General features: G+C 70.5%; 21 protein-coding genes. 13 read left to right on the top strand and 8 right to left on the bottom strand.

What is annotated here, in order from left to right; all coding sequences use genetic code 11:
• Positions 1–228: 228 nt before the first annotated feature.
• Genes KF689_09665 through KF689_09640 form a run of 6 tightly spaced genes read left to right on the top strand, consistent with a single transcriptional unit; the run spans position 229 to position 5650 of the window.
• A complete protein-coding gene (locus KF689_09665; protein ID MBX3133637.1) occupies positions 229–1209 on the top strand; it encodes a serine/threonine protein kinase in 981 nt (326 codons plus the stop codon).
• Entirely contained in the window at positions 1206–3482 is a 2277-nt protein-coding gene (priA, locus tag KF689_09660; GenBank protein MBX3133636.1) for a primosomal protein N', read from the top strand. The genes KF689_09665 and priA overlap by 4 nt, the downstream gene beginning before the upstream one ends.
• A 37-nt stretch (positions 3483–3519) precedes the next feature.
• A complete protein-coding gene (locus tag KF689_09655) occupies positions 3520–4023 on the top strand; it encodes a hypothetical protein (GenBank protein ID MBX3133635.1) in 504 nt (167 codons plus the stop codon).
• Positions 4005–4448: a transcriptional repressor gene (locus KF689_09650; GenBank protein MBX3133634.1), complete on the top strand. Its 444-nt coding sequence runs from the start codon at positions 4005–4007 to the stop codon at positions 4446–4448. The genes KF689_09655 and KF689_09650 overlap by 19 nt, the downstream gene beginning before the upstream one ends.
• A complete protein-coding gene (locus KF689_09645; protein MBX3133633.1) occupies positions 4449–5177 on the top strand; it encodes a sulfite exporter TauE/SafE family protein in 729 nt (242 codons plus the stop codon).
• Between the two features lie 8 nt (positions 5178–5185).
• Positions 5186–5650 (top strand): hypothetical protein, encoded by a 465-nt coding sequence (locus KF689_09640; protein MBX3133632.1) that lies wholly within the window; start codon positions 5186–5188, stop codon positions 5648–5650.
• Positions 5651–5721: 71 nt separating this feature from the next.
• On the opposite strand, the gene KF689_09635 is transcribed toward KF689_09640, so the two are convergent.
• On the bottom strand, positions 5722–6237 hold the full coding sequence (locus KF689_09635; protein ID MBX3133631.1) for a hypothetical protein: 516 nt from the start codon (positions 6235–6237) through the stop codon (positions 5722–5724).
• Positions 6238–6270: 33 nt separating this feature from the next.
• Entirely contained in the window at positions 6271–8055 is a 1785-nt protein-coding gene (locus KF689_09630; GenBank protein MBX3133630.1) for an ABC transporter ATP-binding protein, read from the bottom strand.
• A gap of 80 nt (positions 8056–8135) precedes the next feature.
• Between KF689_09630 and KF689_09625 the strand changes: the two genes are divergently transcribed.
• Positions 8136–8924, top strand: a complete 789-nt coding sequence (locus tag KF689_09625; protein MBX3133629.1) for a hypothetical protein — start codon at positions 8136–8138, stop codon at positions 8922–8924.
• 4 nt (positions 8925–8928) lie between these two features.
• Here KF689_09625 and ggt read toward each other — a convergent pair whose 3' ends face one another.
• Positions 8929–10656 carry a gamma-glutamyltransferase gene (gene ggt, locus KF689_09620; GenBank protein MBX3133628.1) on the bottom strand — a complete coding sequence of 576 codons (1728 nt, stop codon included), beginning with the start codon at positions 10654–10656 and terminating at the stop codon, positions 8929–8931.
• A complete protein-coding gene (locus tag KF689_09615) occupies positions 10653–11324 on the bottom strand; it encodes a hypothetical protein (protein MBX3133627.1) in 672 nt (223 codons plus the stop codon). The genes ggt and KF689_09615 overlap by 4 nt, the downstream gene beginning before the upstream one ends.
• On the opposite strand from KF689_09615, the gene murQ reads away from it, so the two are divergent.
• From murQ to KF689_09595, 4 genes are all read left to right on the top strand, one after another.
• A complete protein-coding gene (murQ, locus tag KF689_09610; GenBank protein MBX3133626.1) occupies positions 11224–12324 on the top strand; it encodes an N-acetylmuramic acid 6-phosphate etherase in 1101 nt (366 codons plus the stop codon). The two genes, KF689_09615 and murQ, sit on opposite strands and share 101 nt — an antisense overlap.
• Positions 12321–13478, top strand: coding sequence for an anhydro-N-acetylmuramic acid kinase (locus KF689_09605; protein MBX3133625.1), 1158 nt, complete (start codon positions 12321–12323; stop codon positions 13476–13478). Before murQ ends, KF689_09605 begins: the two co-directional genes overlap by 4 nt.
• Entirely contained in the window at positions 13475–14929 is a 1455-nt protein-coding gene (locus tag KF689_09600) for a hypothetical protein (protein MBX3133624.1), read from the top strand. Before KF689_09605 ends, KF689_09600 begins: the two co-directional genes overlap by 4 nt.
• A gap of 66 nt (positions 14930–14995) precedes the next feature.
• Positions 14996–16798, top strand: a complete 1803-nt coding sequence (locus KF689_09595) for a serine/threonine protein kinase (GenBank protein ID MBX3133623.1) — start codon at positions 14996–14998, stop codon at positions 16796–16798.
• Position 16799: 1 nt separating this feature from the next.
• On the opposite strand, the gene KF689_09590 is transcribed toward KF689_09595, so the two are convergent.
• The 4 genes from KF689_09590 to KF689_09575 form a co-directional block, all read right to left on the bottom strand.
• A complete protein-coding gene (locus tag KF689_09590) occupies positions 16800–18191 on the bottom strand; it encodes a trypsin-like peptidase domain-containing protein (protein ID MBX3133622.1) in 1392 nt (463 codons plus the stop codon).
• Entirely contained in the window at positions 18191–19387 is a 1197-nt protein-coding gene (locus tag KF689_09585; GenBank protein ID MBX3133621.1) for a Stp1/IreP family PP2C-type Ser/Thr phosphatase, read from the bottom strand. The genes KF689_09590 and KF689_09585 overlap by 1 nt, the downstream gene beginning before the upstream one ends.
• A gap of 100 nt (positions 19388–19487) precedes the next feature.
• Positions 19488–21173 (bottom strand): protein kinase, encoded by a 1686-nt coding sequence (locus KF689_09580; GenBank protein ID MBX3133620.1) that lies wholly within the window; start codon positions 21171–21173, stop codon positions 19488–19490.
• Entirely contained in the window at positions 21170–22252 is a 1083-nt protein-coding gene (locus KF689_09575) for an FHA domain-containing protein (GenBank protein ID MBX3133619.1), read from the bottom strand. Before KF689_09575 ends, KF689_09580 begins: the two co-directional genes overlap by 4 nt.
• A 114-nt stretch (positions 22253–22366) precedes the next feature.
• Between KF689_09575 and KF689_09570 the strand changes: the two genes are divergently transcribed.
• Both KF689_09570 and KF689_09565 read left to right on the top strand, forming a co-directional pair.
• The gene (locus KF689_09570; protein ID MBX3133618.1) at positions 22367–25348 is read left to right on the top strand and encodes a hypothetical protein; all 2982 of its coding nucleotides are present in this window, start codon (positions 22367–22369) and stop codon (positions 25346–25348) included.
• On the top strand, positions 25348–25875 hold the full coding sequence (locus KF689_09565) for a gamma carbonic anhydrase family protein (protein MBX3133617.1): 528 nt from the start codon (positions 25348–25350) through the stop codon (positions 25873–25875). Before KF689_09570 ends, KF689_09565 begins: the two co-directional genes overlap by 1 nt.
• The last annotated feature ends 94 nt before the right edge of the window (positions 25876–25969 follow it).

Here is a 25969-nt window from a genome sequence, read left to right as displayed (position 1 = left end):
AACGCTGCGTCGGACAGTCGGTTGCGCGTCTACTCGATGCGTCGAGGTGCGCTGCTCGCTCCACGCGAGCTACCGGTGAGAGGTACCGTGTCTGGCGTGCACAGGATCTGCGTCCAAGGTCCCTGGCGTGGCGTCTGAATGAGCCCACGAAGAACCTGAGTCGCCTCGAATCCGCTGGTGATCTCCGGTCGCTCGCAAGCCTTAGCGAGAACGTCTAGATTCACTGACGTGTTCTGCCCCGACTGCGGTACCTGGAACCGAAGCGCCCTGCGCCAGTGCGCACAGTGCGCCCGCAACCTCCCCGAGCTCCCCTCGGCGGTGGAGGCGCCCGATCATCTCATCACCTCGCTGCGGCACGCCACGGGGCACCGCTACCGCATCGTGCGCCGCATCGGCGCCGGCGGAATGGCCGACGTGTACGAGGCGCGGCACCACCTGCTCGAGCGCCCGCTGGCGGTGAAGGTGATGCACGCCCACCTGGCCCGCGACCAAGAGATGCGCGTGCGCTTTAAACGCGAGGCCGAGGCGGCGAGCCGCCTGCTGCATCCGTTCATCTGTGCGCCCCTGGACTATGGTGAGACAGACGACGCGGTCTTCTTGATCCTCCCGTACCTTGGCGGCGGCTGCCTCGCCGACGACCTGATGCGCACGCGCACCGTCCCCGCCGCGCGCTCCGCCCGCATCGCCGCGCAGGTCTGCACGGCTCTCGACTACTCGGCGCGGCAGGGCGTCATCCACCGCGACGTCAAGCCCGACAACGTCCTCTTCGACACCGACGGCAACGGCATCCTCACGGACTACGGCATTGCCACGGCGTACTTCCACGGGCGGATGACGGCCGGCGGGCGCGCGATGGGCACGCCGCACTATATGGCGCCGGAGCAGGCGATGGGCCGCTTCGTTGACGGTCGCGCCGACCTCTACGCCGTCGGCGTGATGCTCTACGAGTGCCTCTGCGGCACGACGCCCTTCGACGGACCGGACGGCTACGCCATCGGCTACAAGCACGTGCACGAGGCGCCCAAGCCCATCCTTGAGGCCGCGCCGGAAACGCCGCAGGGCTTGGCCGATATCGTGATGAACCTGCTGGAGAAGGATCCCAACGCGCGCTTCCAGCGCGGCCACGACGTCGCTGACGCGATCTACGGCTGGATGCATCGCGACGGCGTCCGTGAGGAGCCGCCGGTCCGCGCCTCGCGCCCCACGTGAGCGCCGCCGCGCCCGCGGCCCCGCGGCGGCTCGTCGAGGTCGCCCTCCCGCTGCCGCTGCTGCAGACCTTCACCTACGCCGTCCCCGAACGCACGCGCCATCCCGTCGTGGCCGGCTCGCGCGTCGTCGCGCCGGTGCGCGGCAAGCGCGTCATCGGGATCAGCGTCGGGGAGAGCGACGGCCGCGCACTCGGTGACAAGCCGGCGCGTGATCTGCTCGACGTCCCCGACGCCGAGCCTGCGCTGCCCGCCGACCTGCTCGCCGTCTGCCGCTGGATGAGTGAGTACTACGTCGCGCCGCTCGGCCTCGTGTGCCGCGCGGTGTTGCCCGCCGCGCTCGGCCACGCGTCGAAGCCCGACGCCCCCGGCTCGCAGGAGCGGCTCCTCGTGCTCGCTGAGCAACTGCCCACGCTGCTCGCGCGCGACGCCGCCTTCGCGCGCGCGCCAAAGCAGCGGCAACTCTACGAGCTCTTGGAGCAACTTGGTGGGCGCGCGCCGGTCGCGCACTTGGTGGAGCGGCTCGGGAGCTCACCCGCCGTCGTCAGCGGCTTGGTCAAGCGCGGGCTCGCCCGCATCGAGCGGGCGACGCGCCTCCGCGATCCCTTCGCCGAGCGTGATCCCGGCCCGGTGCCTCGCGTCACGCCGACGGCTGCGCAGCAAGCGGCCGTCGCGAGCATCGTCGGTGGCGCGCCGGGTGGCGTCACGTTGCTGCACGGCATCACCGGCAGCGGAAAGACGCTCGTCTATCTCGAAGTGCTGCGCCGCGTGGTGCTGGAGCAGGGCCGCTCGGCCATCGTGCTCGTGCCGGAGATCGCGCTCACGCCGCAGGCGGTGGACCGATTCCGCGCTGTCTTCGGCGAGCAAGTGGCGGTGTTGCACTCGGGCCTCAGCGATGGCGAACGGCTCGACGCCTGGCGCGCGCTCCAGCGTGGCGAACGCCGCATCGCCGTCGGCGCGCGCTCGGCCGTTTTCGCCCCGCTGGCCAACCTTGGCGCCATCATCGTGGACGAAGAGCACGAGGCCAGCTACAAGCAGGCCGACACGCCGCGCTACCACGCGCGCGAAGTGGCCATCGTGCGCGCCCGCGAGACCGGCGCGCACTGCGTCCTCGGCAGCGCCACGCCCTCGCTCGAGAGTTGGGTGAACGCGCGCGACGGACGATACGCGCTCTGCAGCTTGCCGGAGCGCGTCGGCGGTGGCGCCCTGCCGGCCGTGCGCGTCGTGGATCTCAGGGTGGAACAGCGCGCTGCCACGCCGGAAGACCGCGCCCGTCGACTCGTCCTCAGCGCCGACCTCGAGCGCGGCCTGCACGAGCGCCTGGCGCGCGGCGAACAAAGCATCCTGCTGCTCAACCGGCGCGGCTACGCCAGCTTCGTCCAGTGCGACGAAGGCCACGTGGCCGTCTGCCCCAACTGTTCGATCTCGCTCACGTACCACCGCACGCCCGAGCGGCTCGTCTGCCACTACTGCCTGCACGAGGCCCCGGCCGACGCCCCCTGCCCAGACTGCCGCAAGCCGCTCAAGCGCCAGCGCGGCTTGGGCACGCAACAGGTGGAGCGTCTGCTACTCGAGCGCCTGCCCACGGCACGTATCGCGCGGATGGATGTGGACACCACCAGCGGCAAGTGGGCGCACACCGCCATTCTCGACCGCGTGGCGCGCGGTGAAGTGGACATCCTCCTCGGCACGCAGATGATCGCCAAGGGACTCGACTTCCCGAACGTCACGCTGGTGGGCGTGATCGACGCCGACATCGGCATCAACCTGCCGGACTTCCGGAGCAGCGAGCGCAGCTTCCAACTGCTAAGCCAGGTGGCCGGGCGCGCCGGCCGCGGGCCGAAGGGCGGGGAAGTCGTCATCCAGACGCGGATGCCATCGCACCACGCCGTGCGCTGTGCCATCACCCACGACTACCACGCCTTCGTGGCCGAGGAGTTGCCGGCACGCGAGTCGCCACCGTACCCGCCCACGCTACGCCTCGCCAACATCGTCGTTAGCGGCCTCGACGAATCGGCCGTGGCCCAGTTCGCCGCCGATGTGACCGACTGGCTCATCAAGGCCGACCTCAAGTTCAAGCTCGGCATCACGGTGCTGGGCCCCGCGCCCTGCCCGCTCGAGCGCATCAAGAACCGCTGGCGCTGGCACGCGGTGCTCAAGAGTGCGCAGCCGGCGGCCCTCACGCGGCTGCTCCGCGGCCTGATGACCGGCCTGGACGTCCCCGCCCAGCACGACCTGCGGCTCGTGGCCGACCGCGACCCCGTCTCCCTGCTCTGACGGTAGCTTCCCGCCCCTGGGCAGGCGAGATTTCGGTATGTCCCAGACGATTCCCCTCGGCGCCGACGCCCGCGAGCGCTTCCTGCTCGAGATCGCGGCCGTCGTGCCGCCCGCGCGCGTCGCCGAGGCGCACTTCTTCGCCCCCATTCGCCAAGGGCAGATCGAGACCGGTGTCTGCGTGATTGCGGCGCTGCCCGAGGGCGCCCAACCGCTGGGCGCTGAACCCGAGCCGGTCGATGGCGACGCATCCGAGTCCGCACCGGCGGCGGAGTCCGACCCGCCGTTCCCCGAGGGCGCCAGCATCTCGTCGCGCCACGTGGTCTACTCCGCACGGTACCGCTGGACCCGAAAGGGCCCCGAGCGCGGCAAGTGGGACTGCGAGGTCGTGGCCGAGGCCGACGCGCCGCTGCTGACCGTGGAGATGGTCGTGCAGGGCGTGCGCCAGCGTGCGAACGAGCCCCTCGAGGTTGAGCGGGTCGAAGGTGACGCCGTGCGCGCAATGATTGCCGAGGCGCAGCAGCGGTGGCCGGCGACGGCGTAACGGCGGGCTTCGAGCGGTACCTCCGCGAGCACAACCTGCCCATCACGGCGCAGCGGCTCGCGATCGCAGAGGTGCTGCTCGGCGCGGACCGTCACCTCTCGGCTGAGGAAGTGGCTGAGGAAGTCGCCCGCCGCGGACGCTCCGTCGGCACCGCGACCGTGTACCGCACCATCGACACGCTGATCGCCAGCGGTCTCGTGGTCGAGCGCGACTTCGGCGAGGGCTTCCGGCGCTTCGAAGCGGCCCGCGACATCCCCCATCACGAGCACCTCGTCTGCACGCAGTGCGGACGGGTCGAGGAGTTCCGAGATGAACGACTGGAGCGAATGACCACCATCGTCGCAGAGTCCCGCGGTTTCGCGCGCCAGAGCCACCGCCTCGTCATCCACGGGGTGTGCCGCGACTGCCAGCGGGGGAAGGCCTAGATGGAAAGCGCCGCCCAACTGGGCCTGTTCATCGCCTTCGGCGCGGGCATCCTGAGCTTCCTGAGCCCCTGCGTCCTGCCGTTGGTGCCGAGCTACATCACGTTCATCACGGGGATGAACCTCGAGGATATGCAGGGCTCGCGGCGCGACAACATCGTGCACGCGCTGTTGTTCATCGCGGGGTTCTCGTTGATCTTCCTCGCGCTCGGCGCCGGCGCGACCGTCTTCGGGCAGCTGATGCTGCGCTACCGGGACGTCATCAGCCGCGTGGGTGGCGTGCTGATCATCCTGTTTGGCCTGTACCTGCTGGGCGCCTTCAACCTCGCGTTCCTCAACCGCGATACGCGCCTGCATCTGGCCAACAAGCCGCTCGGCTACCTCGGCACGGTGGTCGTGGGCATCGCGTTCGGCGCCGGCTGGTCGCCGTGCATCGGCCCCATCCTCGGCGCGATCCTCACGATGGCCGCCAACGAGGCTGACCTAGGGCGTGGGCTAACGCTCCTGGCGGCGTACTCGCTAGGATTGGCCGTCCCGTTCCTGGCCGCTGCGGTGATGGTGGAGCGCTTCCTTGAGGTCTTCGCCAAGCTGCGCCGGCACATCGTCTGGGTGAATCGCGTATCCGGTGCGCTACTGATCCTCGTGGGCGTCTTGATGGTCACCAACCGCTTCACGATCCTCGCCAACTGGCTGCAGGCGTTCACGCCGGAGTTCATCCTCAACCGGATCTGAGGGGACCAATGCTTCGCGTACTCGTACTGGTCGTCGCAACTGCGGTCGCTGCCGACGCGCTCGAGGCGCAGCCCACCCGAGAGGCCCTGCGCTGGGGAGTGTCCGGCGCCGCGCCCCTGCAGAACGATGAACGCGCGCCGCTGGGATCGGCGTTTGTCGCGAAGCAACTCGCATCGGCGGCGGGAGGAATGATGCTCTTCAGTGCTGCGGGGGCGTTGCTCAGCGCCGGCGCGGCAGGTTCGGATGCCGGGCTCGAGGACATCGGGCCGGCCGCCATCACCATCTTGGCTGGTGCCGTGCTTGGCTCTGCGTTCGGCGTCCACTGGTACAGCGACCGGCGCGGACAGCAGTCTCCGTTCTTCGCCAGTCTCGCGGGTGCGGCGGTGGGTGCGATCGGCCTCGTTGGCGGCGGAGCGGTGCTCGTGACGATGCCAGTCGGCGCAGTGGTCGGATACAACGTCGCGCGCCGCTGATCCCAGTGGCGGCAAAGATGAAGCCCCGCGGCGCTGTGCGCCGCGGGGCTTCGGACCATCAGTGATGCTGCTTAGCGCCAGAAGACGCTGAAGCCGAAGCGCGCGCCGATCTCCGAGTCCGGATCGTACGAGTCGCCGCCGCGGAACGTGCCGGCCACCGACCAGGACACCTTGTCGTTCATCGCCTTCTTGTAGCCGATATCGGCGCCGAAGTCGATCGCGGCATCCACGTCCGTGACCTTCGTGATCATCACGCCAGGTGCAACGAACAGGCCGTTGCGGCCGCGATCACCAGCCAGGTAGTACGGCGCAAACACGCCGACCTGGATCAGGGTGCTGGCGTCGCCGCCATCCGGGCTGAAGTGCATCACGCCGAGGGTCGGCTCGAGCGCGATCTTGTCGTTCAGGTAGATGCCGAGGGCCAGGCCACCCGGGATGCCGCCGGCGAACATCGTGCTGCCACCCATCGCCTGCAGGCCAGCGACGTCCACACGGAGCTCCTCCACCTTCAGCTGCGCCTGAGCGGCACCGGCCGACACCGCAACCAACGAGGCAACAGCAACTGCACGACGAAGAACTGACAGCATTTATCCTCCTAGGAAGGATTTGATGGTTGGCCGTCAAGCGTCCCGGACGACCACGGGGTCCTGCTCCAACTCGGCTTCAAGTTGCTGCCGACGCAGCAACGAGTAATATCGGCCCTTCAATGCGAGCAAGTCTTCGTGCCGGCCCTGCTCAACCACCCGTCCATCGTCCAACACCAGGATCCAGTTTGCATCCCGGATCGCCGAGATGCGGTGCGAGGCGATGATCGCGGTGCGTCCGGCCAAGGCCTCGCGCAACCCGCGGAGAATCGCCGCCTCGGTCTGCGTATCCACCGCCGACAGGGCATCGTCGAGGATGACCACGCTGGGACGCCGAGCCAGCGCCCGCGCCAAGGCGGCTCGCTGCTTCTGTCCCCCCGAGAGGTTGATTCCGCGCTCCCCGAGCATCGTCTCCCAGCCGCCCGGAAAGCCGTCAATCGTTTCCTTCAACTGTGCCACCCCCGCGGCCCACTCGGCGGCCGGGGCATCAGCGGCCCCATACGTCAGGTTCAGACGCAGGGTTTCGCTAAACAACAGGCTTTCCTGAGGGACGAATCCGATCTCTCGGCGTAACAGGGCCAGGGGTAATTCGCGGATATCTACCCCGTCCAGGCGGATGGTTCCGCCGCTGGGGTCAGCCAGGCGCGGGATGAGCTCCAGCAGGGTGCTCTTGCCGCTGCCGGTGGCGCCCACGATGCCTAGGGTGGCCCCGGCGGGGATGCTGACCGACACGTCCGACAGGACTTGGCGCCCGGGCTTCCCGTCAGCGGTCTGATACGCGAAGCTCACGTGCTCGAGGGTCAGGCTGCGCCCCCCGGCCGTCGGCGGCAAGCTGGCCGCGGCGCCTGGTGGGAGCGGATCGGTCACGCCCGGCTCGGCATCGAGGATGACCAAGAGGCGCGTCATCGACGCCGCCCCGCGCTGGAAGAGGCTCGTCACCCAGCCGAGGGCGATCAGCGGCCACGTCAGATTTGCGAGGTACAGCCCGAAGGCCACGAAGGCCCCCACGGTGATGGTCCCCGCGACCACCTGGGCGCCGCCGAAGCCCAGCACCGCGGCCGCACCGAGCCCGGCGAACAGCGCGAAGCTCGGCCCCATCAGGCCCTGCAGGCGGACCAAGGCCAGGTTGCGCGTGAGATACTCCTCGCTGAGGGCGTCAAATCGCTCGCGCTCGGCCGGTTCCTGCCGGTAGGCGCGGATAATCCGCAGGCCCGAGAGGTGCTCCTGCACCAGCGTCGTCAGCGCCCCGAAGCGCTCCTGCACCCGCTCGAAGCGGTCGTGGATCGCTTTGCCCAGCCGGAGGGTAATAATCGGCAGGACGATCATCGGTGCGACGGCGATGAGCGTCAGGCGCGGGGAGATCGCAATCATAAAGGACAGCGCGAACACCCCGCCGAACACGGTGTTGGTGAGGTACATAATGGCCGGCCCCACGGCCATCCGGACGGCGCCGAGGTCGTTGGTCAGCTTGGCCATCAGCTCGCCGGTGCGCGTGCGGCCGTACCAGGCGGCATCCTGATACGTGAGGCGCTCGAAGAGCGCCTCGCGCAGGTCGTGTTCGATGACGCGCGAGACGCCGTTGAGGATGTCGCGCATCTGGAAGCGGAACACGGCCATCGTGAGCGTGACGGCGAGCATCGTCGCCGCGGTCTTCAGGATGTCACGGAGTGCTGCGCCCTGGGCCATCGCGTCGAGGGCGTGGCGGATCAACGTGGGCAGCCAGCTGTAGAGGGCCGTCGACAGCACGACGCAGAACAGGCCGTAGGCGATGCGCCCACGGTAGGGCCGGACCCAAGGCAGCACGCGTGTGAGCGAGGTCACGTTGCGCCGCAGGTTGAAGATGCCTGGTCCCGGCGAGAATTTGCGGAGGTCGGAAGTACCCCCATCACGAGGAGTGGCATATGCAAGCGAATATTATCGGACGTTCCGCTCTGTTGCTGGCCGCGCTGGCCATCGTGGCCTGCGGCGGTGGCGATGCGTCAGACGCGTCTCGCGAGATCGAACTGGCACCTGCTGACACCGGCGCGGCGATGAACGACGCCCCAGCGGCCGATGCCGCGCCGGCCCCGGCCGCTGCGGCGCCGCGTACGCCGACCCCGCGCAGCACGCCGGCGGCCACCACGCGCCCGTCCACTGCGGCGTCCACCAGCGCTGCGCGCAGTGGCGCGCTGTCCGCTGGCGCGACGATCGCCTTGGCTTCGGGCTCGCGCATCTGCACCAACACGCACAAGGTCGGCGATCGCTTCACCGCGCTGACCACGGCGGATGTCGAGGCCACCAACGGCGTCACCATTCCCACGGGCTCTGAAGTCACGCTCGAGGTGGTGGAGTCCGCCCGCGGCGAGAACTCGCAGGAGCGCGTGAAGCTGGCGTTCAAGCCGGTGTCGATCACCGTGCGCGGCACGACCACGGAGCTCGCGGCGGACGTCACGCAGGTGGCGCGGCTCGAATACGCCCGCGTGCAGAGCACGGGCACGCAGGCCGGCAAGGTGGCCACCGGCGCCGCCATCGGCGCCGTCGCCGGGCAGGTCCTCGGCCGCGACACCAAGAGCACGGTCGCCGGTGCGGCCATCGGTGCTGCCGCGGGCGGTGCCGTGGCCGCCGCGACCACCGACTACAACGGCTGCCTCGCCGCGAACGCCCCGCTGACGGTCACCCTCACCGAGCAGTTGACCGTACGCGGGAACTGAACGCTCAGTAGCCGACCGCCCCGCCTGACCCGCGGGGCTCGTGAACGCCGTGAAGCACACCATTGGTGCGCATCACGGCGTTTACGTTGGCGATGCCGCCCTGCGGCGTGAGCTCGTGGCCCATCCGCTTCAGGCGCCGGAGCGTGCGCGGCGAGAAGCCCATCGACTCGTGCCGGATCGCGTCCGGCAGCGCCTGATGGTGCACGCGCGGCGCGCGCATCGCCTCGGTCAGCGGCATCCCGAACTCGATCACGTTCAGGATCACCTGCGTGGTGGCCGTGATGATGGTCGGGCCGCCGGCCGCGCCCACCACGAGCAGCACCTCGCCCTGGCGGTCCAGCACGATCGTCGGTGACATCGCGCTGAGCATCCGCTTGCCGGGCTGGATGGCATTCGCCTCGCCCTGCACGAGCCCGAACATATTCGGCGTGCCGGGCTGCGTCGCGAAATCATCCATCTCGTTGTTCAGGAAGAAGCCGCCCTCGCGCACCCACACCGCCGATCCGTAGCCGCCGTTGATCGTCGTCGTGGTGGCGACCGCATTGCCGGCGCTATCCACCACGGAGTAATGCGTCGTGTGCTCCGGCTCGCGCCCGGCGTCGAACTGTGGCGTGCGCGAGGCCCGCCGACGGCTAATCTGCGAGGCGAGCTCAGCCGCGTAGGCCTTGGAGACCAGCTGGTCGCGCGGCACCGGCACGAAGTCGGCGTCCGCCAGCTTGGAGTTGCGGTCGATGAACGCGCGCCGGAACGCCTCCGACAGCAAGTGCACATACTCCGGGCTGCCGAAGGGCGGCAGCGGCGCGAAGCGCTCCAGGATGTTGAAGGTCTGGCTCATCGTGATGCCGCCCGAGCTCGCCGGCGGCATCGTGATCAGCGTGTAGCCGCGGTAGTCAGTCACGACTGGCTCGCGCCATTTGGGCTCGTAGCGCCGCAAGTCCTCACGCGTGATGATGCCGCCGCCCGCTTCCATCTCGCGCACCAGCGCCTCGCCCACCGGCCCGTCGTAGAAGGCCTTGGTGCCCTCAGCGGCAATCAACTGCAGCGAGCGCGCGAGCTCCGGCTGGCGCAGCGTGCTGCCCGGCGCCGGGGGCGCCCCGCCCGGATAGAACGTGCTGCAGCCGGCAAACTCGCAGAGGCGCTCTTGTGCCCCGCGCAGCGAACGGAACAGGGCGCTGTCCACCACGAAGCCGTCGCGCGCCATTCGGATGGCGGGTGCCATCACCTCGGCCAGCGACTTGCTGCCGTAACGCTCGAGCGCGGCCGCCATCCCGGCCACGGCACCCGGCACGCCCGAGGCGAGGTGTCCGGTGAGTTGCTTGCCGCTGAGCTTGCCGGTGGAGTCCACGTACATATCGCGCGTCGACGCCAGCGGCGCGACCTCGCGATAGTCGAGCGCTGCCGTGCGGCCGTCGGCCATCCGAATCGTCATAAAGCCGCCGCCGCCGATGTTGCCGGCGAACGGATACGTCACCGCCAGCGCGAAGCCTACCGCCACCGCCGCGTCCACCGCGTTGCCGCCAGCGCGCAGGATCTCCACGCCCGCCGCGCTGGCCAGGTCGCTGTTGCTCGAGACCATCGCCGCCGCGCCCGTGACGGGCTCGCGTAGCTCGGGGAAGCGCCAACCGCCGGCGTAGGTGCCGCTGAGTCGCGCATCCGTCGCCGTCCCGGCGGGACGGCAGGCCGACAGCGTGAGCGCCGCGACCGTCAGGAGCCACAAGGCACGCCGCATCATTCACGAACTCCCAGGACCTTGTACCGCAGGCCAAGTCGGGTGGTGTACTGCTCCTGCGAACGGCGCGCGCTGGCAGGCAGGCCCTCGCGCGACCCGACCGCCGTCACGTAGTCCTGCACGAGGGTGAGGCTGAAGCGCTTGCCCAGCGGCAGCGCAAACCCATAGCTCAGGCCGATGGCCAGCGCGTTGCGCGCGGCGGCTTCGCTCTCGGTGAGCACGTCGGTGCCGGAGTAGTTCGCCCACTGGGAGATGCCGATGCCGAACTGCACCACCTGGCCGAAGCCTTGCGGTTCGGGCGAGCGGAACATCGCGAACACCTGGCGCAGTTGGATGTCGCCGCGCGAGGCCGTGCTGTTCCCGCGCTGGATCGGGACGGTGGCGAGCGTGCCGGACAGCCCCACCGACCCGATGCCGAGTGCGGCATCCGCGCCGAGCCGGATCTGGTATGCATCGCCGAGGAACCAGGTGAGCTGGTCGCGGCCGTCGAAGCGGTTCTGGGCCACGAAGTAGCCGAACGATCCGTGCACGGTGACCGGCATCTGCCGGTCGTCGGAGTCGGGGACACGGATGATCTGGGCGTCCAGTGCCTGCACAGGCCACAGGGAGAGCGAGGCCACGAGGGCCAGGGCGGCGGCGAGGCCACGCCGTCCAGTGCGTGTAGTGGTCACGGGAGATAACTTACCTCCGTCGCCGCGCCCCCGGCACCGAGGCCAGTCGCGCCGCGCCGTCCTCCTCCGCCCGCCACCTCGCGTGCTTGATCCTCGCGTCACGGAGCGCCGCAATCCCCGCAGCGCCGACATCGACCTCGCCTCGGCGCTCGAGATCGTCGACCTGATGAACGCCGAGGACCGCAGCGTCGCCGATGCGGTGGCGACGCAGCGCGAGCCCATCGCCCGCGCCGTCGCGCTGGTGGAGCAGGCCTTCCGCGCCGGGTACCGCCTGTTCTACGTGGGGGCCGGCACCTCGGGCCGGCTCGGCGTGCTCGACGCCTCGGAGTGCCCGCCGACTTTCGGCAGCGATCCGACGATGGTGCAAGGCATCATCGCCGGCGGCCCTGCCGCGCTCACGCGCTCGCAGGAAGACGCGGAAGATCGGCCCGACGGCGCGCGCGAGGACCTCACGGCTGCTGGCGTCGCCGCCGGCGACGTCGTCGTCGGCATCGCGGCCAGCGGTACCACGCCGTATGTGCGTGCCGCGCTTGCGCACGCGGCATCGCTTGGGGCCCGCACCGTGATTGTCGCGTGCTCGCCGCCGCCGGCCGAGGTCACGGCGGCCGTGGATGTGGCCATCCTGCCGATCACCGGGCCCGAGGTGGTCACCGGCTCGACGCGCCTCAAGGCGGGAACGGCCACCAAGCTCGTCCTCAACACCATCACGACGGCCGCGATGGTGCGCATCGGCAAGACCTACGGCAACCTGATGGTGGACCTGCGCGCGAGCAACGACAAGCTGCGCGACCGCGCCGAGCGGCTCGTGATCACGACCTGCGGCGTGCCGCGCGACGCCGCCCGCGCGTTGCTCAAGCAGGCGGATGGGCACGTGAAGCTCGCCATCGTGATGCACAAGCTCGGGCTCGACGCGGCCGCGGCGCGTGCGCGGCTGGATGCCGCGGGCGGCGTCATCCGGCACGTGCTCGCCGAAGCCCCGCCGCTGGTGGAGCGCCCGTGAGTTCCGTGCTCCGCTCGGATGTGTACGTGGGCCTGATGTCTGGCACATCGCTCGACGGCATCACGGCGGTGGTCGTGCGCTTCCACGAGCACGACGACGGTCGCATCGTGCCGGAACTGCTCGCGCAGGTCAGTCGGCCGTATGCGCCGGGCCAGCGCGCGCGCCTCGCGGCCGCGCTGCAGGGCGCGTCACCGGCAGAATACACGCGCCTGGACTTCGCGCTCGGCGGCTGGCTCGCCGACGCGGCCAACGCCGCCATCGCCGAGGCCGGCGTCGCGCGCGAGGACATCCGTGCCATCGCCTCGCACGGGCACACGGTGTGGCACGCCCCGCCGCAGGGCACTTGGCAGTTCGGGCAGCCGGCGGTGATCGCCGAGCGCTGTGGCATCGACGTCATCGCCGACTTCCGGACGCGCGACGTCGCGGCGGGGGGGCAGGGCGCCCCGCTGGTGCCGATCGCCGACGCGATGCTCTTCGCGCGCCCGGACGCCTGGCGTGTGCTGCAGAACCTCGGCGGCATCGGCAACCTGACCGTGCTGCCGCCGCTGGTGGCCGGCGCCAGCGACCATACCGCTGTGCGCGCGTTCGACACCGGCCCGGGCGTGTGCATCGTGGACGGCGCGGTGCGCCTCCTGCGCCCAGGGCTGACCTTCGACCGAGACGGCACGCTGGCGCTCAAGGGCCGCGCGATCGAGTCGGTGATCGAAGCGCGCCTGCGCGAGCCGTGGTTTGACGCACCTCCGCCCAAGAGCACCGGTCGTGAACGGTTCACCAGTGCATACATCGCGGGCTTCGTGGCCGACTGTCGCACGGCGCACGCCGGCTGCAGCGACGAGGACGTCCTCGCCACGGCCGTGTGGTTCACCGCGCGCAGCATCGCGCACGCCGTGCATCGCTTCGTGCCGCAGGAGCTGGGCGACGTGCTGCTGTCCGGCGGTGGTGCGAAGAATCCGGCCCTGCGCGAGGCCATCGCGATGGCACTCGCGCCGCGGCACGTTCGGCGCTTCGAGGAGTTGTACTTCGACGGCGAGGCCAAGGAGGCAGTGGCCTTCGCCTTCCTCGGCTGGCTGCATCAGCGCCGCCGCCACGGCAACGTCGTCGGCGCTACCGGCGCGCGCGGCCCGCGCGTGCTCGGCGCGCTGTACCCCGCGTGAGGCACCCGCTGGCGGCGCTGCTCATTCCTGAGCTGCGCTGGGATCCGGACCACGGCTTCTCGCATATGCAGGGGCTGGTGGACGACGCGCTCGAGTTCGGCGTCGGCGGCTTCGTGATTTCCAACGGTCCGTGCGAGGCCGTCGCAACCTTGGCGGCAACGTTGCAGAAGGCCGCCGGCCGCCGCCTGTTGATCGCGGCGCCGGCGGAACGCGGCGCGGGTGCCGCCATCACCGGTGCAACGGGCCTGCCTCCGTTCGGGGCGCTCGGGGCGTTGCGCGACGAGGACGTGATTCGCCGCGCGGCGCGGCTGACGGCGCGCGACCTGCGCACGGCCGGTGTGAATTGGGCGCTGGCCCCCTGCGCCGACCTCGCCGTCGAGCGCGCAAACCCGTTTCTCGGCGCGCGCGCGTTGCATCACGATCCGCAGCGGGTGGCGGAGTGGGCGGTGGCGTGGATCGACGCCTGCCAAGCTGAGGGTGTGCTCGCGTCGGCGATGTCGCTGCCTGGAGAGGGGCGCGCATTGCGGGACCCTGCGCTCGGCGCGGCGACGGTCGACGCGCCCGGTGCCGGGCTCTGGGGCACGGACCTCGTCCCGTTTCGCGCGGCGGTGGACGCCGGCGTGGCAACGGTGCTCGTCTCGCCGGTGTCATATCCACAACTCGACACGAGCGGGGCGGGCGCAGCGTGGTCCCGCGTGATCCTGCGGGAGCTGATGCGTGATGAACTGCAATTCGAGGGGCTGCTGGTGAGCCCGCCGCCGTCCGGCGGCGCGGCGCGCGCGTTGGGGGCCGAAGGCGACGCGGCAGTGGCGATGCTGGCCGGGGGCTGCGATCTGATCCTCGCACCGGCAGATCTCGCTGGCGTGCACGACGCGGTCGAGCGCGCCATCGATACGGGTGCGGTGCTGCTTGACGAGGTTGAGGCCAGCGCGGCGCGGCGGGCGTTCTGGGCCGACTGGGCCCGCAGCGATGAGCCGCGCGAGCCCACGCTGGACGACCTCCTCTGGGCGCGTCAGGTCGCCGACACGGTCGTGCACGCCGTACGCGGCGTGTTCACGAACATCGGGCCGGTGGTGGACGTCATACCTGTGGATGACGATGTGTGGCCGGCGGGTGCGGCACAGCGCGTGGCGCCATTCCTGGGCACGTTGCGCGCGGTCGGGCTCCTGCCGCGGGTGGTGGACGGGCCTACGGACGAGGGACGCGGGGCCGTGTGCCTCGTGGTTGCCGGTGAGCCGTCGTCCGGACGCGGGCGAGCGGGGTATACCGAAGCAACGCGCGCGCGTGTCGTCGCGGCGGTCACCGCAGCGCGTGCCGCACGGCGCTCGATCGTGGCGGTGCTGCTCGGACCGCCGGCACTGGCCGAGGCGCTTCCCGAGGTGCCGAACGTGATCTGTGCGTGGAGCGCTGACCGCGCAATGCAGGAAGCCGCCGCCCGGCGGCTGGCGTAGGACCAACGCCGAACCTCGCCAGACCGTAGCCTCGTACAGTAGACTATCTCAACCCACCGAATCGCCGTGTCAGAGTTCACCGACCATCTGCAGTCCGCCCTCGCCCCGAGCTACACGCTCGAGCGGGAGCTGACGGGCGGTGGGATGAGCCGCGTATTCGTCGCCACCGACAACGCGCTGGGCCGCAAGGTCGTGGTGAAGGTGCTACCGCCGGAACTGGCGGCCGGCGTGAACCACGAGCGCTTCCGCCGTGAGATCCAAGTCGCGGCGCAACTGCAGCATCCGCACATCGTGCCGCTGCTCAGCGCCGGCGAGCAGGGGTCGCTGATCTGGTACACGATGCCGTTCATCGACGGCCAGTCGCTGCGTGAGCGCCTTGCCACGGGTGGGCGCCTGCCCGTGCGCGACGTCCTGCGCATCCTGCACGAGGTGGCCGAGGCGCTCGAGTACGCGCACGGGCTCGGCGTCATCCACCGCGACATCAAGCCGGGCAACGTCCTGATGCAGGGCTCGCACGCCCTCGTCACGGACTTCGGCGTCAGCAAGGCCATCTCCGCGGCGATGCCGACCAGCGGCTACACCAGCGCCGGGATGGCCATCGGCACGCCGGCCTATATGGCGCCGGAGCAGATCGCCGCCGACCCCGCGGCCGATCACCGGATGGACCTGTACGCGCTGGGCCTGCTCGCCTACGAGTTGCTGACGGGTGAGGTGCCGTTCAAGGAGGCGTCGCCGCAGCAGACGATGGCGGCGCAGCTGACGCGCGAACCGGCGCCGCTCGAGCAGTCGCGTGCGGACATCCCGATGGCGCTGCGGACGCTGGTGTCGCACTTGCTGCAGAAGATTCCCGCCGACCGCCCAGCCAGCGCGGCCGAGGTGGTGGCGGCGCTGGACGCCATTCCCAGCGGTTCGGGCGAGACGCCGGCGATGGCTATGGCGGCGCCCTCGCGAGGCCGCGTGTTGGCCTTCGCCACGGCAGGTCTGTTGATGGTCGTGGCCGCCTGGCTGGTCGGGCAGCGGCAGGGTGAGGTCGCGGTCACGGCGCAGCTGCGCGATTCCCTCGCGGTGGCCGAATCGCTGCAGGCGATGGCCCCGGCGGCGGCGCTGCTCACGCGCGACGACAGCATCGCCATCGCGCGGGCGGTCTCGCAGCGCATCGCCGAGAGCCGCCCGAGTGTCCGTCCCACGAGTGCGCGCAGCGACACCGCGGCCCTGCTCGCGATGGCCGACAGTATCCGCCGCGAGATCCAACGCACGGTGCTCGACTCGCTGATGCGGCCCGTCGTCACGGCAGCGGTATCCGCCCAGGCGATGGCACAGTCCGTCGAGGAACTGCGCCGCGCCGAGCTGGCGTCGCGCAGCGCGCCGCCTCCGGCCCGAGGCCCACGCCGCGTGGTGGTCGTGCCGCCGCGGCCGTCCGCCTCGCGCCCGGACCTCAACACCGCCGCGCTGTTCATCGCCGACTCGCTGCAGCGGGCCTTCGAGGCACACCCGCGCTACACCACCGTCCCGCGCGACTCGGTGCTCGGCGTCCTCGCCCGTTCGCGCACGGTGGACGCCGTGCGCGAGCAGCTCGACGCCGACGTGATTGTCTCCATCTCGATGGTGCCCCTGCCGAACGATTCCCTGACCCGCCTCGTGCAACTCCGCGACGTGAACCTGCCCGGCGGCGGCAGCAGCGTGCGGATGCTCACCCGCGTGTTGCCTCAGGCGTCGCCGGCACAGGATATCGAGGCCCTGAGTCGCGACGCGATCCGTCAGTTGTTCGATATGGAGCGTGCGGCGCGTGACGCCCGCACGTTCCGCATCGCCACGCCGACGTCAGGGACGGGCACGCCCCCGCAGGCCCCGCGCCCGCCGCTGCCCTGAGTTAGCGCAGGATCCCGCGCGCGTCGGCGGGCAGTTGGGCCCCGAGGCGCGCCACCGGCACCGCGTACACGATGCGGCCCGCACTCTCCGTCGCGCCGCCGTACACCACCCCGACGACCTGTCCGCGGGCGTTGAACACCGGGGACCCACTGGAGCCCTGCGCCGCAAAGGCGTCCAACTGCAACGTCTCGTCCACGCGCTTGCTCACGGTGCCCACCGACAGCGTGGCGGCCGGCCGCACGGTGTTGATGCTGCCCTGCATTCCCGCGGTCGCGGTGCCCAGCGGGTACCCGAGGATCGCCACCGGCGCACCGACCCGTACCGCGTCCGGGTTGCGCGCGATCCCCGCCACCACGGGATACGTGCCCGCGGTCGTGATGCGCAGGAAGGCCAGCTCGTCGGTCTCGCTCACGAGCTCGACGACGGCGCGCTTCCACTGGCCGCTGGTGCCGTCAAAGGCCACGGCGATGCGTTGGGCTCGCGTGCCATCCGGCTGCTGGATCACGTGCCGGTTGGTCACGATCAGGCCACTCGGCAGGATGTTGAAGCCCGTGCCGGTGGAGCGGGCGGAGTCCGGGAACTCGACGACCAGGAGCGCGATCGCCTGTTGGTTGGACTCGGTGATGGCGGCGTAGTCCATCGCGGCCATCGATGCCGTCCGCTGCTGCGACTCGCGCACGCGCGCTGCCGCCGCTGAGACGTCGCCGCCGCGCGCCTGCTGCGCCTGGAGTTCCCGCGCCAAGCGCTGCGTCTCTTCGCGCGCTGCCTCCAAGGAGGCCTCGGCGATGCCGGTCTGCGCGAGGCGAGCCTCGAGCGCACGGGCCAGCGAGTCGTTGGCCGCGATCAGCGACGCCAACTGCGCCCGGGTCTCGGCGGCGCTCTTGCGCGTCATCCACACCGCGGCGAGCGCACCGACGATCACCACGGCGGCCAGGCCCAGCACCATCCGCTTCAGCGTGCCGGTCTGCTTCTCGACCGCCATCGCAATGCGCACTTCGGTGTTCGGGCGGTTGCTCGACTGTGCCTGCGCCGCGGCCGGTGCCGCCGCCGAGGCACGCGTTCCCGGTGCCGCCGAGGCCGCCTCGCCGACCACGCGGAACTCCGCCTGCGGACCATTGGCGCCGAACGTCACCACGTCGCCGTCGAAGAGTGCGCGCTCGCCCTCCACGCGCTGGCCGTTCACGAAGGTGCCGTTGGTCGAGCCGAGATCCACCAGTACGCAGCGGTCGCCGACCACGCGGAGCTCGGCGTGGCGCGAGGAGACGTCGAGATCACGTTCGACGTCGAAGCGCAGGTCGTTGATTGGGTGCCGCCCGATGGCGACGATGGACTTGTCGAACCGCTCGCGGGCACCCGCGCGGGCGCCCTTGGTGATGCGGAACTCGACAGACATCAGTCGCGGCGCAGGTAGATGAAGAGGGCGACGAAGGCGACGAGGGCGGCGAGCGCACCGAAGTACATCCGCAGCGTCCACGCGGGGATGCGGCCGCCCGGCGGTGGAGGCTCGGGGAGCTTGGCTCGCACGCTCGGGGCGATCTCCACCGTCGGGCCGCTCCCCGCGTTGCCGACCACTACCTTCTCGGGCTTGTAGGCGTCGGTCTCGAGCGTCGGGATCTCCGACTGATCGTCGATCTCGTCGTCGTCAACCGCGCTCAGCTGCGGGATCGAGCTGCGGTCCATCGGGATCGTCGGGCGCTCGGACGAACCGCGGTACACACGATGCGCGAGCGTCTCGGCGCCCGAGTCCTTCAGGCCGTTGCCCTCGAAGCGCGCCGCCACCACGGTGATGTTGTCCGGGCCGCCGGCCTCGTTGGCGAGGTCGATCAGGCGCTTGCAGACCTCAACGAGATCAGGCGAGGTGCGCACGACTTCAGCGATTTCGTTGGCACGCACCTGACCCGAGAGGCCGTCGGAGCAGAGGATCAGCGTGTCGCCGCGCATCACCTGCTGCGAGGTGAGGTCCACCTTGATCTTCGGCTCGGGACCCAGCGCCTGCAGGATGATGTTGCGGCGCTCGCTGACCTCGGCTTCCTCGGGCGTCATCTCCCCGGCCTCGATCAGCTTCTGCATCAGCGACTGGTCCTTCGTGATCTGGATGGCCTCGCCGGCGCGCACGATGTACCCGCGCGAGTCGCCGACCTGGCAGAGGAACAGCGTATCGCCGAGCAGGCCGGCAATCGTCGCCGTGGTGCCCATCCCGCGGTTCTCGGGATGCGTGGCGGCATATTGGTGGATCTTCGCGTTGGCCGTCTCGGTGGCTGCCTTCAGCGCGTGCGCGAAGGTCTCGGCGTCGGCCGACTGCGCGGCCCGCCAGCGCGCGTCGAGTTCGGCCAGGATCGTGTCCACCGCCATCTGGCTGGCGACCTCGCCGGCCGCGGCGCCGCCCATCCCGTCGGCGACCATAAAGAACGAGCCGCGCGGGCCGCAGACGTGCTGCCGCACCTCGGGCTGCAGCGACGCATTGAACGTCGTCAGGTCCGCGACGGCGAACGTGTCCTCGTTGTGCTCACGTGTGCGGCCGACGTCCGTGCGTCCGAAGACGTGGACGTGGACGACGACGTCGTCGCTGGGGGAGGGTGAGCCCGTCACGAGAGCGGGGTGCGAGGTGGAAAGGGACGCGACAGGGGGAAGTTACAAGTCACTACGGACGGGCGCGAGGATGGTTGAGCCGCGCGGGTGGTGATGTGCGTCACGGGTCGCAACTCGGTTCGCGAAGCACGCCATCCGCCACCGAGACGCGCAAGGGGTCCGTGGTGAGGCGCTTGACGTCGCGCGCGGCCCGACACGCCTGCGGGTCCTCGCGCACCATAAAGGCGTGCATCTCGACGAAATGCCACTCGGCGAGCTGTCGGCCCGAGAGGCCGGTCCGCACGGACTCAAGGTCGAGCAGAACGCGCTGCGCGATCGTCCGATTCTCCATATTGTCCTGCACTTCCGTAAGCCACGTGGCGAGCAGCGAGTTCACGTTGGTGGGCGCAGGCACAGGTGTCGTATTGGGCGTTTGCGGCCTCGGCTCCGTACGCGGCCCGCTCGTCCCCGGGTTCACCGGATTGCTCATCTGCTGCGTGTTCGCCCCCGTCGGTCCCGCAGGCGTCGGATCAGCCGGCGGCCTCGTCTGCGTCCCCGTGTCCTGCGCAACCTGGGGCGGCGTGACGGGCGCCGGGTCGGCCTTTCCACCTAGCTGCTTGATCCCCAGAAACCCGATCACCGCGACCGCCGCAACACCACCGAGAATCGGCACCAGCGGCGTCTTCTTCGCGACCGGTGCCGGCGCCGAGCCCTTGGCTGGTGACTGCCGGTCGCCCGGGCCGGCCACACGCGTCTTCGGCATCGGCGTGGCCGCCATCGGCGCGGTCTTCGCCGCCGGCGCGCTCATCGCGCCAATCACCTGCGTCGCGCCCTCGGTGGCCTGCACCGACGGCATCTCCGCCACCACCGCCGCGAAGTCGCGTCCGAACTGCGCCGCACTCTGGTAGCGCTCGGCGGCGTCGCGCGCCAAGGCCTTGTCCAGCACCGCCTGCAGTTCATCCGGCCACGCGATGTCTGGACGAATCTCCGCCAGCGTGCGTGGCCGGTCGGTGAGGCGCATAATCATCGCCTCCTGCGCTGACTCGCTCGGGAAGGGCAGCTTGCCGGTGAGGCAATTGAATGCGACGAGTCCGAGCGAGTAGGTGTCGCTGCGGCCATCGAGCTTATCACCGGCGAGCTGCTCGGGGCTCATATACTCGGGCGTGCCGACCACGAGCCCGGTCTTGGTCACCTTCTGCGCGTCGCTGGAGCTGGCCTTGGCGATGCCGAAGTCCACGACCTTCACCAAGTCGGAGCCATCCCGGTTCTTGGTGACCATAATGTTGTCGGGCTTGAGGTCGCGATGCACGATGCCCGCGTCGTGCGCCACCTGCAGCGCATCGGCCGTCTGGTGCACGATGCTCGCTGCGCGTGCTGGTTGCAGCGCGCCGTCGGCCTCGATCAGGTCGGTGAGCGCCTTGCCCTCGATGAACTCCATTGCGAGGTAGATCAGGCCGTCGGGCGTCTCGCCGAAGTCATAGATGCCGCAGATGTTCGGATGCGAGAGCCGCGAAGCGTTCGACGCCTCGCGATTGAAGCGCGCGATGGCGTCGGGGTCGGTGTTCATCCCCGGGTTCATCACCTTGAGCGCGCTCTTGCGGCCCATCTTCACGTGCTCGGCCAGGTACACCGTGCCCATCCCGCCTTCGCCGAGCTTCTTGAGGATGTGGTAGCGGTCCGCAATGACGGAGCCGAGCAGATCAGCCTGGGCGTTTGCCGAACGCAGCGCCGTGCCGTCGCGCGGGCAGAAGCGCTCGCTGAGCGGATACTCAGTGCCGCAGGTGGGGCAGACTTTCTGTTCGCTCACAAGCTCTCCACACGCAGGGTCTGGTCGCCGAGCAGGATGCGCTGGCCGGCCTTCACCGGACGCTCGCCGCGCACGCCGACGGCGATGCCGTTGCGGCTGCCGAGGTCGAGCACGATGAACTCGAGGTCTTCGCTGCGGATCTCGGCGTGGCGGCCGCTCATCGTCTGGTCGTAGGGGAACAGCCAGTCGCCATCCGAACGCCCGATCACCACCGAGCGCGCGGGCGAGAGGTGGCAGCTGTCGCGCGCCGAGCCGTCGGCACGCAGCTGTTGGAGCACGGCGACGTCGGCGCTGGGGACGGCCGAGCCCAGGCGGCGAGTGGCGTCGGCCTCGGGCGGGTTGGGGCCCGGGTAGCCGAGGCGGCGGAAACGGATGATCTGCGAACCCACGAGGATGGTGTCGCCGTCCTGCAGCTTGTACGGCTCGGTGGCATACAGCCAGGTGCCGTTGCGCGAGCCGAGGTCGCGCAGGAACAGTTGCCCCTCGCGGAACGAGAGTTGGGCGTGCACCGGGCTCATATAGACGTCGTCACCGAAGCGCAGTTCGCCGTCCGCGCGGCCGATGGTCGCTTCGACGCTGTCCATCGTGACGGTCTTGAGCACCTGGCCGGCGCTGTCGAGCACGGCGATCTTCGGGCCGCTCACCGTGTTCCGCGCGGAGAACACGGCGGTGCCCATCGGCGGCGTGGCCGGCGGCTCGATGGCCGAGGCGACTCGCGTGCCGCAGCGGGCGCAGAACACGTCCACGCCGGGAGTCACCGGCGCCGTGCAGGAGGCGCAGACGGCGGAACTCTTGAGCGCCGGTGGCTCTGCTGCCACACGACCGCCGCACTTGGGGCAGAAGGGCAGGGCCGGATCCACCGGCGTCTGGCAGTAGCGGCACGGGGCCTTCACGGCTGCGCCTCCGGGTATCTTGGCCGACACGCGCGTGCTGGGCACGGCGAAGCCGCCGCCGGAGGCCTGCGCCGCATCCGGCACGGGGATGATGCGTGCCCCGCTCGCGACGACGGGCTTGCCGCAGTCGAGGCAGAACTTCGAGGCAGGGTCATTGTCACGGCCACAGAACGTGCAACGGATCACGGGCGTGGGGCAGAGGAAGCGAGGTTCGGGCGAATATAGGCGCTCGGGAGGGGGGAGGCGAGGGTCGGACGGGGCCAGTTCGCGGGACACGGCCCCCGCTGTAGACTCCTGCTGATGCGGCTGCGCACTCTTTGGCTCACCGGACTCGCCGTGGTGCTCTCGGCGCCCAGCGTGGCGGCGCAGGTCCGTCCGGACCTGCGCTGGGAGACCATCGCGTCCTCGCCCTTCCGCGTGCACTTCACCGCGGAGCTCGAGCCGCTGGCGCGCCGCACCCTCGCCAACGCCGAGGCCGCGTACGCCAAGCTCGCCGCCGAACTCCCGGTGCCGCGCGGAATCATCGACATCGTCGTCGCCGACAACATCGATGCCGCCAATGGCCTCGCGACGCCGTATCCCAGCAACCGCATCGTCGTGTTCGCCCGCCCGCCGGTGGACGAACCGCTGCTGCGAAATCACGAGGACTGGAACCTCCTGCTCGTCACGCACGAGCTGGCGCACATCTTCCAGCTCGACCGCGCGGACGGCTGGTGGGGGTTGGCCCAGCGAGTGTTCGGACGCGCCGCGCCGTTCTTTCCGCACACCTACGCGCCGCGCTGGCTGCTCGAAGGCGTCGCCATCCATTACGAGACGCGCTTCACGCGCGGCGGACGCCTCGCGAACACCGAGCGCGAGGCGCAGCTGCGCGCCCTCGCTGATGGCGCCATCGTACCGGCGCTCGATGCCCTGACGCTCCCGTGGCCGTTCTATCCTGGCGGTAACGTCGCGTACCTCCTGGGCGCCGAGACGGTGCGCGGTGTGCTGCGCCACGACCCGACGCTCGGCGAGGACGTCGCGATGGCGCGGCTGTTCGACCGAATGAGCCGACGGATCAATCCCTGGCGGCTGGATGCCTCCGCGCGCGAAGCCGTCGGCGCGTCATTCAGCGACGTGTACGGCACCTGGCGCGAATCGCTGCGGCGCAGCGTGCGTGAGGTCGGGTACGGCAGCGACGCGCGCAGCCGTACGATCACGCGCCACGAGTTCACGGCCGCGTATCCGCGCTTCGTGCACGACCGTGACGACCTCATCAGCTACGTCGCAAACGATGCGCGCCAGATGCCGGGGGTGTACCGCGTGTGGACGTCAGGTCCGCAGGCGCAGCGATCCCGGTTCTCCCGACGCAATTCGGTGGACCCGCACGTGCCCCTGCGTGGCAGGAGGGGTCTGCACACCGAGCTCGATCGCATCGATCCGTACACCGTCCGCGGCGATCTCTACGCGGACGCGGGCCGATGGAGGCAACGACTCACTGTCGATGCTCGCCTCGCACACGTGGACGCGCATCCGGAATCAGGCGCGGCCGTCGCGGTGCGCACGCTGCCTGGGTCGACTGAGCTTGTCTGGTTCACGCTGGCTGGCGCCCGGCCCGGCGCGGTCGCGCTGCGGACGCTCGCCGCCGGTACGCTCGACCGAGCCTGGAGCGAGCCACGGCTCTCGCGCAGCGGCTCCCTCGTCGCTGCCGCCGAGTGGCGACGCGGCGGCCGCACGGCCATCGTCGTGATGGACAGCCTTGGCCGCGAGCGAATGCGTTTCGCGCCGAGAGCCAGCGACGGCTCCGAGCGCCTTGTGCTCGTGGCCGGACCAGCCTGGATGCCGGGCGACTCGCTGCTGCTGTTCACCAGCGATCACGAAGGGCGCCCGATGGTCTACCGCGGTGACGTGCGCAGCGGCGCCTATCAGCGGCTCTGGGCCACTGGCACCTCGCTGCGCTCGCCCGATGTCTCGGCGAATGGCACGCGCGTCGTGGCGACTGAGCTGCGTGCGCGAGGCTGGGTCGTGGTGACGCGTCCGTTGGACGATGTGCCGCCGATGCCTGACGCGCCGCCGGCAGCGGATGCGCGGCCGTTGCCGCCGCTTCCGGAGGCGGCGGCGTCAGCTGCCGCCAAGTCGCGCTATCGCGCCTGGCCCACGGCGCGCCCGATGTGGTGGCTGCCGAGCGTCGCGAGTTCCGACGAGGACGCCTCGCTGGTCGGCGTGATGACGGGCGGGCAGGATGTGGTCGGGCGCCACACCTGGCAGGCCTCGCTGCTGCAGGACGTGACGCGCGCCGAGCGCACGGGGAGCCTCGCGTATGCTTGGGCGGGGCTGGGGAATCCTGTGCTGACGTTCGCGGGACTGCAGGAGTTCTCGCACCTGCGCGTGACCGCCTCCGGTGACCCGGACACGGAGGTGGGTCGCATCAGCCTGCGCGAGCGCAGCCTCAGCGCCACGATGCTCGCGATGCGGCCGCGCGCGCGGGTCAGCAGCTTCGTGATCGCGGGGCCCGAGCTAGTCGTGCGCGACGGGCGGGCGTATCCGGACTCATTGGCATCAATGCTCGCCGACCCCTCGTTCCTCGATACGCAGGCGCGGGTGGCCGGCGTGCTCAGCGTCGGGGTGAGCACGATGCAGCGGCCCGGCCTGAGCGTGAGTGTCGAGGATGGCATCGCCGTGCAGGCCACGGCGCGCTACCGCGCCGACGATGGCATCGGCAAGCGCGACGTGCGCGAGGGCATCGTGCAGGGCAGCGTGGCGAAGTCGCTCCCGTTGCCGGGCTTCGCGCGCCACGTCGTGGCGCTGCGCGGTGCCTACGGCGTGGCGGATTCCTACACGCGGCGGCCGTTTGACGTGGGCGGCGTGAGCGGTGGATCGCTGGAGGTGTTGCCGGGGCTCGCCGTGGGCGACCCCACGCGCACGTTCTTCGTGCGGGGCGCGGTGCCGGCGACGCAGCGCGGCAATCGCGCGGCCGCGTTCAGCGGGGAGTATCGTGCGCCACTGACGCGCGTGGGTCGCGGGGTCGGGCTCGCGCCGCTGTTCCTGCAGAAACTCTCGCTGCTGGCCTTTGCCGATGCCGGTGCCGCGTGGTGCGCTGGCGAAGTTGCGGGGTCGCCGGTGTGCGGGCCTGGGGCGCCGCCGAGAGCGTGGATGGCGAGCGGTGGTGCCGAACTCGTGCTGGACGCGGCGCTCAGTTACGACATTCTATATAGAGTGCGCCTGGGCTTCGCGCGCGCGCTGCAGGGCATCGCGGCAGTCGACCGCGGGGCCACGCTCTACCTGACGCTGGGGAACACCTTTTGATGACGGAACGACCGATCGTCCACGCCCCGAGCTTGGAGAAGCATCCGCTGGTGCCGGCGTCCGCGTGGGTGCACGGCAGCGCAACGCTCATCGGCGACGTCACCTTGGGCGAGGACGCGAGCGTATGGCCGGGCGCCGTGCTCCGCGGTGACCGCGATGCGATTGTGGTCGGGGCGGAGACCAACGTGCAGGACGGCGCCGTACTGCACTGCGATCCCGGGTTGCCGCTGCGGATCGGTGCGCGCGTGACGGTGGGGCATCGCGCGGTGCTGCACGGCTGCACCGTGGAGGACGGCGCGCTCATCGGCATTGGCGCCATCGTGCTGAACGGCGCCGTCGTCGGCGCGGGCTCGCTGGTGGCGGCGGGCGCCGTGGTCAGCGAGGGAATGGAGATCCCGCCGGACTCGTTGGTGGTCGGCGTGCCGGCCAAGGTGCTCCGCCCGCTGAGTGAGGCGCAGCGTGCGCGCGTGGCCAAAGGCTATGTGACGTACGTGGGACTCAAGGAGCTGCATCGAGGGCGCGTGTGACGCTCCGCGCACTCGTTCCGTCGATTAGTGGGAGCGAGCAAAATCAAGGGACTAGCGCGCAGGGGAGGGCGGGGGTACGTTCCGCTCCCTTCGC

It is taken from the genome of Gemmatimonadaceae bacterium, assembly GCA_019637355.1.
GTDB lineage: Bacteria > Gemmatimonadota > Gemmatimonadetes > Gemmatimonadales > Gemmatimonadaceae > Pseudogemmatithrix.
This window is presented reverse-complemented; position numbering and strand designations above follow the sequence as displayed.